12 protein-coding genes are annotated in these 13,038 nt (G+C 30.5%); all 12 read right to left on the bottom strand.

Annotation, left to right across the window (positions count from 1 at the left end; genetic code table 11):
- Position 1 precedes the first annotated feature (1 nt).
- Complete coding sequence (locus B2989_RS10495; protein ID WP_292948133.1) at positions 2-1,009, bottom strand: polysaccharide biosynthesis protein; 1,008 nt, start codon at positions 1,007-1,009, stop codon at positions 2-4.
- Positions 1,010-1,060: 51 nt separating this feature from the next.
- Positions 1,061-2,071, bottom strand: coding sequence for an SDR family oxidoreductase (locus tag B2989_RS10500; RefSeq protein WP_292948134.1), 1,011 nt, complete (start codon positions 2,069-2,071; stop codon positions 1,061-1,063).
- Between the two features lies 1 nt (position 2,072).
- Positions 2,073-3,344 (bottom strand): nucleotide sugar dehydrogenase, encoded by a 1,272-nt coding sequence (locus tag B2989_RS10505; protein WP_292948135.1) that lies wholly within the window; start codon positions 3,342-3,344, stop codon positions 2,073-2,075.
- A gap of 128 nt (positions 3,345-3,472) precedes the next feature.
- Positions 3,473-4,330: a dTDP-4-dehydrorhamnose reductase gene (gene rfbD / locus B2989_RS10510; RefSeq protein ID WP_292948137.1), complete on the bottom strand. Its 858-nt coding sequence runs from the start codon at positions 4,328-4,330 to the stop codon at positions 3,473-3,475.
- Entirely contained in the window at positions 4,327-4,872 is a 546-nt protein-coding gene (rfbC, locus tag B2989_RS10515) for a dTDP-4-dehydrorhamnose 3,5-epimerase (protein WP_292948138.1), read from the bottom strand. Before rfbC ends, rfbD begins: the two co-directional genes overlap by 4 nt.
- 3 nt (positions 4,873-4,875) lie before the next feature.
- Positions 4,876-5,739, bottom strand: a complete 864-nt coding sequence (gene rfbA / locus B2989_RS10520) for a glucose-1-phosphate thymidylyltransferase RfbA (protein ID WP_292948139.1) — start codon at positions 5,737-5,739, stop codon at positions 4,876-4,878.
- Positions 5,740-5,752: 13 nt separating this feature from the next.
- Positions 5,753-6,769, bottom strand: coding sequence for a dTDP-glucose 4,6-dehydratase (gene rfbB, locus B2989_RS10525; RefSeq protein ID WP_292948140.1), 1,017 nt, complete (start codon positions 6,767-6,769; stop codon positions 5,753-5,755).
- Positions 6,759-7,817, bottom strand: a complete 1,059-nt coding sequence (locus tag B2989_RS10530; RefSeq protein WP_292948141.1) for a hypothetical protein — start codon at positions 7,815-7,817, stop codon at positions 6,759-6,761. Before B2989_RS10530 ends, rfbB begins: the two co-directional genes overlap by 11 nt.
- A 25-nt stretch (positions 7,818-7,842) precedes the next feature.
- Positions 7,843-8,898 carry a hypothetical protein gene (locus B2989_RS10535; protein ID WP_292948142.1) on the bottom strand — a complete coding sequence of 352 codons (1,056 nt, stop codon included), beginning with the start codon at positions 8,896-8,898 and terminating at the stop codon, positions 7,843-7,845.
- A gap of 13 nt (positions 8,899-8,911) precedes the next feature.
- Positions 8,912-10,603 carry a DUF6909 family protein gene (locus B2989_RS10540; RefSeq protein WP_292948143.1) on the bottom strand — a complete coding sequence of 564 codons (1,692 nt, stop codon included), beginning with the start codon at positions 10,601-10,603 and terminating at the stop codon, positions 8,912-8,914.
- A 28-nt stretch (positions 10,604-10,631) separates the two neighbouring features.
- A complete protein-coding gene (locus B2989_RS10545; RefSeq protein WP_292948144.1) occupies positions 10,632-12,134 on the bottom strand; it encodes a GH3 auxin-responsive promoter family protein in 1,503 nt (500 codons plus the stop codon).
- The gene (locus tag B2989_RS10550) at positions 12,134-13,003 is read right to left on the bottom strand and encodes a M23 family metallopeptidase (protein WP_145004945.1); all 870 of its coding nucleotides are present in this window, start codon (positions 13,001-13,003) and stop codon (positions 12,134-12,136) included. Before B2989_RS10550 ends, B2989_RS10545 begins: the two co-directional genes overlap by 1 nt.
- Between the last annotated feature and the right edge of the window lie 35 nt (positions 13,004-13,038).

Raw genomic sequence — 13,038 nt, forward strand, 5'->3', positions numbered from 1 at the left:
TTTAGTTAATGTCTTCTTTAATAAAGTCTAACTTTAATAACAATTTTTTCATTCCTTCAACATCCAAACGTTCTGTGTTATGAGAATGATAGTCTTCTATTGTATTCATATCTATTTCACCTTCAGAAAAATAGTTAGCATAGTTTAAGTCTCTATTGTCAGCCGGAATTCTATAATAGTCTCCCATGTCTTCAGCTTTAACTTTTTCTTCTCTTGTTAATAGAGACTCAAAAAGTTTTTCTCCGTGACGTGTACCAATGACTTTAATTTCGCTTTCGCTTTTATACATACTTAATAATGCTTGAGCTAAAGTCTCTACGGTTGCAGCTGGTGCTTTTTGTACAAACATATCTCCTGGGTTTGCATGCTCAAATGCGTATAATACTAAGTCTACAGCATCTTCTAATGTCATCATAAATCGAGTCATACTAGGATCTGTAAGAGTTAAATCTTGATTTGACTTAATTTGATCAACAAACAATGGTATCACAGAACCTCTTGAAGCCATTACGTTTCCATAACGTGTTCCGGAAATAATTGTATTACCTGCATTTCTAGATTTTGCAACTAGTACTTTTTCCATCATTGCTTTTGAAATACCCATTGCATTAATAGGGTAAACAGCTTTATCCGTACTTAATACCACAACATTTTTTACGTTATTTCTAATAGCTGCTTCTAAAACATTTTCTGTCCCTAAAACATTTGTTTTAACTGCTTCTACAGGAAAAAACTCACATGAAGGTACTTGTTTTAATGCAGCAGCGTGAAATATATAATCCACACCTCTTACAGCTGTTTCTACAGATTGTGGATCTCTAACATCACCAATGTAAAACTTTACTTTAGGGTGTGATAATCTTCTTCTTTGATCTTCTTGTTTTTTCTCATCTCTTGAGAATACACGAATTTCACTGAAGTGATCTGTATCCAAAAATCTGTTTAATACAGCGTTTCCAAATGACCCAGTACCACCAGTTATCAATAATATTTTATTCTTAAAAACCATATTATAATTTTTATGTTTTAGAGCTAAAAAATATTAGCTGTTTGTTTCTTGCTAGATACTTTTTTCCTTGTAATACTTTACTGTTAGTTTAATTCCTTCCGAAAAAGAGTATTTAGGATTGTATCCAAAGTTATCTTTTGCTTTGGTTATGTCTGCTAACGAGTGTTTAACATCTCCAGCTCTATCAGAACCGTGAATTACTTTGGAAGATGTAGATTTATCCAAAGCTGTTAATCCATCTTTAATAGCCTCTACAAGCTGTAACAGATTAGTGTTTTCTCCATAGGCCACGTTGTAAACTTGATTTACATTTGGTTTGTTAGGCGTTAAGGCAGACTTTATATTAGCTTGTACTACGTTTTCAATAAAGGTAAAATCTCTTGAGTGTTTTCCATCTCCATTGATTGTTAAATCTTCATTATTAAGAAACTGACCAATAAATTTTGGTATAACAGCTGCATAAGCACCATTTGGATCTTGTCTTTGTCCAAATACGTTAAAATAACGTAAACCAACAGTTTCTAATCCATAGGTCTTATTAAAGACATCAGCGTAAAGCTCATTAACATATTTAGTAACTGCATAAGGTGACAATGGTTTTCCTATTTGGTCTTCAATTTTAGGCAAACCTGGATGATCTCCATAAGTTGAAGAACTTGCAGCGTACACCATTTTCTTAACAGTCTCTGAGTCCTTAGACGCTACTAACATATTTAAAAAACCACCTACATTAACTTCGTTTGATGTAATTGGATTGTTAATTGATCGTGGTACTGATCCTAATGCTGCTTGATGTAAAACATAATCCACACCCAACATTGCTTTTTTACATGTTTCTAAGTCTCTGATATCCCCATTTATAAATTCGCAATTAGGCTGTTCTAAAAACGGTTTAATATTTTCTAGATGACCAGTTGCGAGATTGTCTAAAATAACAACTCTCTTAGCATCATACTTTAAAAGATATTCAACTAAATTAGAACCAATAAAACCTGCTCCTCCTGTTACTAGAAATGTAAATTTTGATAAGTCTTGATTATGATATTTGTTTTGATACAGCATTTTATAATCTTTTATTTATTTTATTTATATCTAAGCTACCTTTAACATCATACACTATTGAGTTACTATGCTTTAAGCTGTCTAAATTAATATCTGAAAACTCTTTATGTGCTACAACATGGACTATAGCATCATATTCTCCTGAAAGTGTTTCTATGGTATTAATTCCGTACTCGCTTTTTACTTCATTTGTATTTGCCCATGGATCATAGACATCAACATTCATATTAAAGTTTGTTAAAGCGTTATAAACATCAATTGCTTTTGTATTTCTAATATCTGGGCAATTCTCCTTAAAGGTTATACCCAACATTAAAACTTTTGCGTTTTTGATAGTAATATCATTAGTTACCATTAGTTTTAAAACTTCAGTAGCCACATATTCTCCCATACTATCGTTTAATCGTCTTCCTGCTAAAATAATCTCAGGATGGTAACCAACTTCTTGTGCTTTTTGAGCTAAATAAAAAGGATCAACACCAATACAATGTCCTCCTACTAAACCTGGTTTAAATGGTAAAAAGTTCCATTTTGTACCTGCTGCTTCTAAAACAGCGTGTGTATCAATATCTAATTTATTAAAAATCTTAGCTAGTTCGTTTACAAATGCAATATTTATATCTCTTTGTGCATTTTCAATTACTTTAGCTGCTTCCGCAACTTTAATTGTTGGTGCTAAATGTGTTCCTGCTGTTATAATTGATGCATATAGGTCATTAACTTTAATACCTATTTCTGGAGTAGACCCAGAGGTAACTTTTAAAATATTTGCTACCGTATGTTGCTTATCTCCTGGATTAATACGCTCTGGCGAGTAACCACAGAAAAAATCTTTATTAAATTTTAATCCACTTTCTTTTTCAAGAATAGGGACACACTCGTCTTCTGTTACTCCTGGATAAACGGTTGACTCATAAATTACGATATCATCCTTTTTTAATAATTTTCCTACAGTTTCTGAAGATTTGATTAATGGTGTTAAAATAGGTCTATTGTTTTTATCAACAGGTGTTGGAACTGTCACTATATAAATATTACAATCGGCTATTGCATTATAGTCAAAACTTAACTCTAAACCCTTATCTGAATCTGATTTAAGAACATGTTTTAGGTTGTCATCACTAACCTCTAAAGTGGAATCATGTCCATTATTTAGACTATTGACTCTGTCTTTATTTATGTCAAATCCTACAACTTTATATTTTTTAGCAAACTCTACTGCTAATGGAAGACCAACGTATCCTAAACCTATAATTGCGATTTTATTATTCATGTTACTTTTTATTAAGGACTCTAAATAGAGTTAATTTATTTATCTATTATTTTCAAATTTAGGACACAAATATAGCTTATTGATATATCTTACGTAATTAAATTCCTATAATTAAAGTTTTTCAAACTTTAAGACCCATGGTTATTTAAATGATTTTTTAAACTTTTTTCCCAATCTAAAACCTGTAAATCAAAGGTGTCTATTATTTTTGTTTTATCCATTACACTGTACTTTGGTCTGAGTGCTTTGGTTACATATTCCGAAGAATTTACTGGTATAAGTTTGATTTTGGTATTAGTTAATTCAAATATCTTATTCGCAAAATTAAACCACGTTGTTTCACCTAAGTTACTAAAATGATATAGCCCAAATGCTTTTTTATTGCTATTAATTACCTTTACAATAGCTTCTGATAAATCGTTTGCATTTGTAGGAGTCCCTTTTTGATCATTAACAATACTTAATTCACTTCTTTTTGATGCTAGATTTAGCATCGTTTTTACAAAATTATTTTTAAATTCAGAATATAACCAAGAAGTTCTAATTATATAATAGTCGCTTAATATAGATTGAATTTCATGTTCTCCTTGCAATTTAGTAGATCCGTAAACACCTAAAGGGTTTGTGGTATCTGTTTCTTTGTATGGCGTTTCCGCTTTACCGTTAAAAACAAAATCTGTTGAAATATGAATTAAAATTACTTTAAATTTTTTAGAGGCTTTAGCTAAATTTTTAGCTCCTAAAGTATTTATATTATAAGCTATATCACTCTCGTCTTCCGCTTGGTCAACTGCTGTATATGCAGCACAATTAATACAGTAATCAAAGTTGTTTTCACTAAAAACTTTATTAATCTGGTTGACATTAGTAACATCTAACCCTTTACTATCTAAAAAAACAAAATCTAAAGTGTCTTGTTCTTTAGATTTTATTTTTAAACATGATCCTAGTTGTCCGTTTGAACCTGTTACAAGGATTTTTTTCATTTGTAAAGTGTTTTTATAGTTGGAAGAATCTTATCTTTTTCTGAAACTATAAATTGATCAGGACTAAGTTTCCAATCTATATTTAAGTCTTTATCATTGTATATTACACCGTTTTCAGAGTCTTTATTATAAACATTATCACATTTATAATTAAATACTGCTGTCTGACTAAGTACTATATAACCATGTGCAAATCCTCTGGGTACAAAAAGTTGTTTTTTATTATCCGAAGATAACTCAACAGCTATATGTTGTAAAAAGGTTTCAGAATCTGGTCGTAAATCTACTGCTACGTCCAATACTAAGCCTTGTGTTACCCTAACTAATTTAGCTTGGGCATATTTACCTTCTTGAAAATGAAGCCCTCTTAACGCTCCTTTATTAGAAAAAGCCTCATTGTCTTGAATAAAATCAATTGCTTTACCAATTAAAGATTCAAATTTACTTTTATTATAGCTTTCAAAAAAATAGCCTCGAGTATCACCAAAAATGGTTGGTTCAAAAATGAAACAATCTTTAAGTTTTGTTTTAACAATATTCATTTATTATTGATTTACTAAACTAATTAAATGCTCACCATAACCACTTTTTAGTAATGGTGTTGCTAAATCTATTAATTGTTGTTTAGAAATAAAACCACTGCTATATGCAGCCTCTTCTATTGCTCCTATTTTTAAACCTTGACGTTCTTCTATCACTTGAACAAACTGCGATGCTTGCATCAACGAGTTAAATGTACCTGTATCCAACCAAGCGGTACCTTTATCCAGAATAGATACTTGTAATTTACCCTGTTCTAGATATGCTTTATTTACATCTGTAATTTCCAATTCACCTCTATGACTTGGTTTAATGTTTTCTGCAATTTGGATTACATTGTTATCGTAAAAATAAATTCCAGGAACTGCGTAATTTGATTTTGGTTTTTCTGGTTTCTCCTCAATGGATAATGCTTTACCTTCTTGATCAAAGTTTACAACTCCGTAACGCTCAGGATCTGTAACATGATAAGCATACACAATACCACCATCTGGATTAATATTTGATTTTAATAAATCCGATAGACCTGTTCCATAAAATATATTATCTCCTAATATTAATGCTACTTTATCTTTTCCGATAAAATTTTTCCCTATAATAAAAGCTTCGGCTAATCCGTTAGGAGCCTTTTGCACTTCATACTCAAAATTACATCCTAATTGGCTACCATCTCCTAACAATTGTTTAAATAAGGGTAAATGATCTGGTGTAGATATAATTAAAATTTCTCTTATACCTGCATGGATTAATGTGGATAAAGGATAATATATCATTGGTTTATCATAAATAGGCATTAATTGCTTACTTAATACTTTGGTTAAAGGATGTAACCTTGTACCTGATCCACCTGCTAATATAATTCCTTTCATTAATGATAATTTATTAACTATTATATTTTTTTAAATACCAGTCAATGGTTTTTCTAATTCCAGACTCAAAATTCTCGTCTGCTTTCCAGCCTAGATCGTTTTCAATTTTTGTAGCATCAATAGCATATCTTAAATCGTGACCTGGTCTATCTTTTACAAAGGTAATTTGCTCTTTATAAGATTTATTTGCTGGCTTAATATTGTCCAAAATTGAACATATAGTATCCACAATAGTTAAATTGTTACGCTCATTTCTACCTCCTATATTGTAAGTCTCACCAGATTTACCTTGTGTAAAAACTAAAGCAATACCTTTGCAGTGGTCTAGAACATACAACCAGTCTCTAATATTTTTACCATCTCCATAGATAGGAATATTTTCTCCTGAAAGCGCTTTTCTAATTATTGTTGGAATTAATTTTTCATTGTGTTGTTTAGGTCCATAATTATTAGAACAATTTGTTGTAACAACATTAAGACCATATGTATGAAAATAGCTTCTAACTATAAAATCTGAGGCTGCTTTTGAAGCACTATATGGACTATTAGGTGCGTATGGTGTATCCTCTTTAAATAAACCTGTATCACCCAAAGAGCCATAAACCTCATCCGTAGATATATGATGAAATCTATTATTTTCTTTTCCTTTTTTAAATTGAAAAGGAGCTGACATCCAATAAGATTTTGCTACATCTATTAAATTAAAAGTTCCTGTAATATTAGTATCTATAAAAGCACCTGGATTAGTAATTGAATTATCCACATGAGATTCTGCTGCAAAATGTATAACACCATCAAATTGATGCTTATTAAACAACTGCTCAATTAAACCTCTATCGCAAATGTCACCTTTTACAAAAGTATAATTGGAATTATTTTCAACTTCATATAAATTAGACAAATCACCAGCATAGGTTAAGTTGTCTAAATTTACCAGATTTACGTTAGGGTTTTCATTTAAATAATACGATATAAAATTAGAACCAATAAAACCTGCTCCTCCAGTAACAAGTATGGTTTTATTCTTCATAATTTAAAGTATATACAATTATTTTTCTAATCATAAAAAATAATATTAGTATTACTAATGACACTATTGGGAAAATAATTGAATATTTTTCTTTCCAATGACTTGATATGTTACCAACTTCCTGAAAGCTGGATATTACCTCAAATACAACATCTTCTTCTATTTTTTGTTCCTCTAACTTTTTTAACTCGTTTCTTATTCTTTGTTCTTCTTGTAATAGCTCGTATTCTCTAGTTTTTTGACCATCACTACCTGATATAGATATGTCGCCAATTTTAAAGCTTTTTTCTTTATTATTAGATTCTCTTTCTATTACATTAATATAAATATTTTGTAAATCTTTTACTTGTTGTAATTGATCTTCAAGATTTTCTTTTTGAATATTAATTAAATCATCACGCCTTTTCATGGCTTTGTTTGAATAATTATTTACAAAAGACGTCAATATTCCATCTTCCAAATCTTTAAATACGTTAGCTCTTGAAGCATATGCCTTAATTAAAAAGAACTTTCCTGCATACTCACTTCTATTACTAATAAAGTCCTCATAAGAATATTCTTGAGCTCTAACACTATCTAACTGCGCAATAAATTTCTCATATTGCAACAATTTGTCATTTTCTGTTTCAGGTCCAGGCTCTATACTAAACCCATTAATAGCACCTACTGTTTCTTTATCAATCTTAAATATTTTTTGTAATGATTGCGTGTCACCACTAGCTATTAATGCGTTGAAATAATCAATATTATTAACCAATTGAAATTTAGAATTAAAATAAGGCTCTACCAACATCTCTGCTTGAAAAGCAGTAGGTTTAGTTTTCTCTAAAGCATATCCAATGACAGCTGCTAATAGCACTATGCCTAAAATAATTTTCCATCTATTAATAAAAAACCTAAGCGTAAAAATTAATACTGAAAATATATATTTAAATATCCTAAATATATTGTTTAGTAATTTATTAAAAGTGTTGCCTATTAGGTTAAAAAAAACAACTAAATCTACTTCTTCGTTGTTTGATTTTATTTCTTTATTATTTTCACTCATTGTAAAATATTGTACTATTTAATACCTATTTATAATTGACTACATGCTTATAAAACTTTATAAAAGAGCCTACCAAAGCTAGTAAAACTAATGCTATAAGCGGGAATATTATTTTATATTTTTTATACCAAATGTTTTCTAAAAGCCCTTTTTCTTTAAATGAAGAAATTTTTTCAAATATTTCGTCATTAACTACCAGCTCTTTTTTAAGTCCATTTAACTGTTTTAAGATGTCCAATTCTTTTGTTAATAATTGGTCCTCTTTTGTTTCTGTTTTCTCTACTTGAAATCCTAAAGAGCTGCCTAGATTAGAAGATACTATATTTTTTTCTGATTCTTTTTGTAATACATCTAAGTAAGCGTCTTTCATCTTTCTAACTTCAACTAAAGATAACTCTAAGTTTTCTTTTTCTAAAATTAAAACAGAGTCTCTTTTTTTCTTTTCTATATCAGAAAACACGTTGTTTATAGATTTAGACAAACCACCTTCCAACTTTTTAAATATCTTATAATTGTGGGAACGCGCTCTTAACAAAAATACATTGGCAGTATAAATATTTCTATTATCTATATAGTCTTCAAAAGTAATTTTAGTCTTTGTTGTACTATCTAAGGTTTTTAAAAACCCATTAAAGCTTTCTAATTGTTCGTTTTTTGACTCTGGACCTATTTCTACTTCAAAACCCATCAGAGATTTTGCTTCTGTTTCATTTATTCCAAACTGAGATGTTAATTCTTCTGTGTCTCCAACTGCAATCAACGAGTTATAATATTTTATACTGTTTATCAATTCATATTTTGATTGAAATTTAGGTACTACAAACATTTCAGAATAATACACCTTTTCTTTTTGTGTATCTAATACATAACCTACAATTATTGCCACAACAGCAACTGCAAGTATAATTTTAATATTAATAAATATAGCTCTAATTAATGCTATAAACAGACCATAAATACCAACAAAAATTGATTTTATAAAAACCAGAAATTTATTAAACGTATTTCCAATTAAATTGAAAAAAACAATTAAATCCACGTCGTCCTTATTGTTTTTTTCAGGTTGTAATTCTGTACTCATACTTTTTATATATTTAATTGAATATTTGTTGTAAAATTTTCCTAGTAATTAAATAGGTTGGTTTTACACCTGAAGTTCCTAGTCCTCCAGAAGCTAATGTTCCACCAGATTCCAATGGATTATCACTAGCATAGTATGCGTATCTTACTTTTACGTTTGGATTTATACTACCTCTAACTTTAGATGCTGCTTGTATTGCTTTTTGATAATGCGCACCTTCCATTTCAAGTCCAATTACATTCCAAGTAGAATTATAAAAAAACTTTAATATATCCTTATTTTGAAGTGATGTTCCTAAAACGGTAATCATACTTCCTTCATATACTGCAACACCTTGATTTTCTAAATCAGACTTGTTTAACTCATTTTCAAAAGGATAATTATCTGCTGTTCCTTCAAAAATATGTGCCGAAGGTATCATTATATCTCCTTTTGCGCCTTCTAATATACCTGCTTTACCCATTATTGATATAGACTCAATATTTAAATGTGTTTTAGTGTCTCCTTCTCTAAACGGTTTTAAAAACTCGTCAATTGTTTCATACGCTTGTTCTCCAAAAGCATAATCCATAACAAAAAGCACAGGTGCTTCAGAATTTTTATCTTGTTTTGATAAGTTTAAGTCTGTCTTTGATAAGTCAAGCTTAGCAGTATCAAAAATCTGAACATCTATATTTGTTCCAGAAGTGTCTGGAATAAAAATCATACCTTGTTGCAACGCCTTTTGGGTGACCTTATTACGCAAAGCTTTATTATCGCTTTGGCTTAAGGCTTCGTACACTTTAAAAATTTCGGCTTTAGAGGTTTCGGCTTTTAATGCAATTGGAGAGTATAGTGTATTCATGACACTATGTAAATTGGCACTAATAATATGGATTGGTCTTTCTAAAAGACCTTCTTTTTTAAGTGTATTTTTTATCGTGTTAGCCCAGATTTCACCATGGATATGGTGACCTAATCGTTCTCTTAACACTGGACTAAAAGTTACAGTACGTTTGTTATTATTAACAACCTCATCAATTGCTAATTTACCTAACCAATATACAATATGTAATAAACGCTCTGGTTTATTTGGCAATGCAAAAACGTTATAAACGGTAGACAGCTCTTTAAACGTGCGTCCTAAAATATTTGCGGTATGCGTGATCGCAATTTCACGTTCTTTTTGCGTTAATTTTTTCTTGTTTAATACTGCTGCTTCTAGCTTTTGCCAATCTCTTGTTGTTGCGCCATTTTCATCAATAATAACTCGCTTACTAATTTTATGAGATTCGACAAATAAAAAGGTTAAATGCGTTAATATATCATAAATCTCAGAGCGACCTCTAGTGATTTCAATATTCATTTGCTCATCATCAATACGATAGCAGTTTCTTCTTCGTTTTGGAGGAATTATAGCTTCAAAATGAGAATCCTTATAGCCTTCATCACTAGTTAGATTAATAAATCGACACTCTTCAATACCATGAGGCAATCTATCAATTACGTAAAGTAACCCTTCAAGCTCCGCTTTTTCTTCAGATATAGACCCATAAATTTCTGGTCTAAGCACTAATAATGCTTCACGAAGTGTCTCTCCAGACACACCCATTGGCTTATAAAACCCTCTATTAAACAAGTGACGCATAGTAATATACATACGTTCTATTGCATTTGAGCTTTCTTGAGCTCTCGTTCTTTCATGTTGTTTTATCATACTACTCATGTAATGTGTTTAATGGCCAAAGATAATATTATTTAGCTAAAATGTGTGGTTTTAAAGCGTCTGCTATTTTGCGGTCATTAGCTAGACGTGGTATTTTATTTTGACCTCCTAATTTACCAATAGATTTCATGTAATTTTGAAATCCATTTTTATTAACCTTACTAATTTTTAAAGGTTGTAATACTTTTCCCTCTATCAAATCTAAGTAATAACTATTTTGTTTTTGCAACGAAGCGTCTATTTTTTTTGCTAAAGCAGAAATGTCTTTTGGTGCGTTTTCAAATTCTATAAACCATTCATGATATGGTAATCCTACTTCCGGATTAATTTGTGGCGCAACTGTAAACTCATTTATTCTTATATCTGTCCCTTGTGTAGCCTCTTTCATGGCTTGTTCGACCTCTTTACCAATAACATGTTCGCCAAAAGCCGAAATAAAATGTTTTATTCTACCAGATACAATTACTCTATAGGGTTTTGTGTCTGTAAACATTATAGTATCTCCAATATTATAAGCCCATAAACCAGCATTAGTAGATATAATCATGACATAATTAACGCCAACCTCCACATCTTTAATTGTAATACGTTTTGGATTGTTATCAAAAAACTGATCAGCTTTTACAAACTCGTAAAACATTCCAGAATCAAGTTGCAATAACATTCCTTTTACATTTTGTTTGTCCTGAAAAGCAAAAAATCCTTCACTTGCTGGATACAACTCAATACTATCCACTTTTCGACCTATTAAGTTTTCAAATTTTGCACGATAAGGTTCATAGTTAACACCTCCAAAAATAAATAGGTTGAAATTTTTAAATATGTCTCCTACTTTTTTACCTGTTTTTTGTTGCAGTTTTTCAAAATACATTTGTACCCACGAAGGAATTCCGGATATTATTGACATGTCTTGATTAACTGTCTCCTCGACTATCGCTTCTACTTTAGTTTCCCAATCCTCAATACAATTAGTTTCCCATGATGGCATTCTATTTTTTTGAAGATATTTAGGGACAAAGTGCGCTACAATACCAGATAGTCGACCTAGTTGTATTCCATTTTGTTCTTTTAAAACTGGGCTTCCTTGTAAAAAAATCATTTTTCCGTCTACAAACTTGGCGTTTCCTGTTTCATGTATGTAAAGTAAAATAGCATTTCTAGCTGCGTTTACATGGTTTGGCATACTGTCTTTAGTTAACGGAATATATTTTGCGCCTGAAGTTGTACCTGACGTTTTTGCAAAATATAATGGTTTTCCTGGCCACAAAATATTCTCTTGACCAGCCACAACCTTGTCCACATAAGGTTTAAGGTCTTCATAATCCCTAATTGGTACACGTTTTATAAAGTCTTGATAATTATTAATACTAATAAAATCGTGATCAATACCAAAGGTTGTACTTGAGGCTTGGCTAATAAGATCTTTAAACACTTTATCTTGTGTTTGAATTGGGTTATTGGCCCATTTTTGCACTTTTTTATAAATGCGTTTTGCAAATGGTTTAGCTAAAGCTGCTTTAATTGATGGCATTATTTAAAATCTATAAAATTAGTTGGGTTTACTGGATAACCGTCACTCCATAATTCAAAATGAAGGTGTGGACCTGTAGATAACTCGCCTGTATTTCCTGCAGTAGCAATCACTTCTCCTGCTTTAACCAAATCACCTTGCGCTTTAGTTAAAGAAGCGTTGTGTTTGTATACAGATATTAGACCTTGACTATGTTCGATTATAATAACGTGACCAGTTTGAGCAGTCCACTCGGCAAAAATTACAGTTCCATCTGCAGTAGATTTTATAGGCGTGTCTTTAGCAACGACAACATCCACAGCGTAGTGTTTAGTTTTAACGTTATAGTTTTCGCTAATTGTACCATTTACTGGCGGAAATAAAACAAAGTTTGCTTTGGATGTAGCAGTTTCAAACAAGCTATATTTATCTTCTTTATCTACTTTTTGTCTAAGGATCGAATCTTCTTTAATTGGATTTAAATCAACTTGACTAGCTTCTAATTTAGCAGCCTGTATGATAGAATCTTTATTAAACTTAACCGTACTTACTTCACCTTGTAATACTTGTTTTATAGACGCAAAATATTTTTCGTTTAAATCAATAGTACGTTGTAAAGAATCTGTTTGAAAACTTAATTTAACAGCTTTCTTTTTAAGTGTTGTGGATGAATATCCTGGAATATATTCCTTTAAGGGTGTAAAAGCTATTAAAATGGTGGTTAAAACAATTAATAAAATAGCAGATATTGTTCCAAGTATAAATACGTTTAAACGCGTTAAATTAAGTGAAAGACGTTCTTCAAAAGTATCATCGTTTAAAATAACTAAACGGTACTTGTGAAGTAGTTTCTTCTTAATTTTTTTAGATTTTTTTTCAGATTTTACCATATTAAAAACAAAAGTAAATAAAAAATTGTGCTAAC

It is taken from the genome of Olleya sp. UBA1516, from assembly GCF_002323495.1.
Taxonomy (GTDB): domain Bacteria; phylum Bacteroidota; class Bacteroidia; order Flavobacteriales; family Flavobacteriaceae; genus Olleya.

What these genes read in the sequence shown, in the direction of transcription:
- B2989_RS10495 (WP_292948133.1), bottom strand. Translation starts at nt 1,009, where the DNA reads ATGGTTTTTAAGAATAAAATATTATTGATAACTGGTGGTACTGGGTCA.
- B2989_RS10500 (WP_292948134.1), bottom strand. Translation starts at nt 2,071, where the DNA reads ATGCTGTATCAAAACAAATATCATAATCAAGACTTATCAAAATTTACA.
- B2989_RS10505 (WP_292948135.1), bottom strand. Translation starts at nt 3,344, where the DNA reads ATGAATAATAAAATCGCAATTATAGGTTTAGGATACGTTGGTCTTCCA.
- rfbD (WP_292948137.1), bottom strand. Translation starts at nt 4,330, where the DNA reads ATGAAAAAAATCCTTGTAACAGGTTCAAACGGACAACTAGGATCATGT.
- rfbC (WP_292948138.1), bottom strand. Translation starts at nt 4,872, where the DNA reads ATGAATATTGTTAAAACAAAACTTAAAGATTGTTTCATTTTTGAACCA.
- rfbA (WP_292948139.1), bottom strand. Translation starts at nt 5,739, where the DNA reads ATGAAAGGAATTATATTAGCAGGTGGATCAGGTACAAGGTTACATCCT.
- rfbB (WP_292948140.1), bottom strand. Translation starts at nt 6,769, where the DNA reads ATGAAGAATAAAACCATACTTGTTACTGGAGGAGCAGGTTTTATTGGT.
- B2989_RS10530 (WP_292948141.1), bottom strand. Translation starts at nt 7,817, where the DNA reads ATGAGTGAAAATAATAAAGAAATAAAATCAAACAACGAAGAAGTAGAT.
- B2989_RS10535 (WP_292948142.1), bottom strand. Translation starts at nt 8,898, where the DNA reads ATGAGTACAGAATTACAACCTGAAAAAAACAATAAGGACGACGTGGAT.
- B2989_RS10540 (WP_292948143.1), bottom strand. Translation starts at nt 10,603, where the DNA reads ATGAGTAGTATGATAAAACAACATGAAAGAACGAGAGCTCAAGAAAGC.
- B2989_RS10545 (WP_292948144.1), bottom strand. Translation starts at nt 12,134, where the DNA reads ATGCCATCAATTAAAGCAGCTTTAGCTAAACCATTTGCAAAACGCATT.
- B2989_RS10550 (WP_145004945.1), bottom strand. Translation starts at nt 13,003, where the DNA reads ATGGTAAAATCTGAAAAAAAATCTAAAAAAATTAAGAAGAAACTACTT.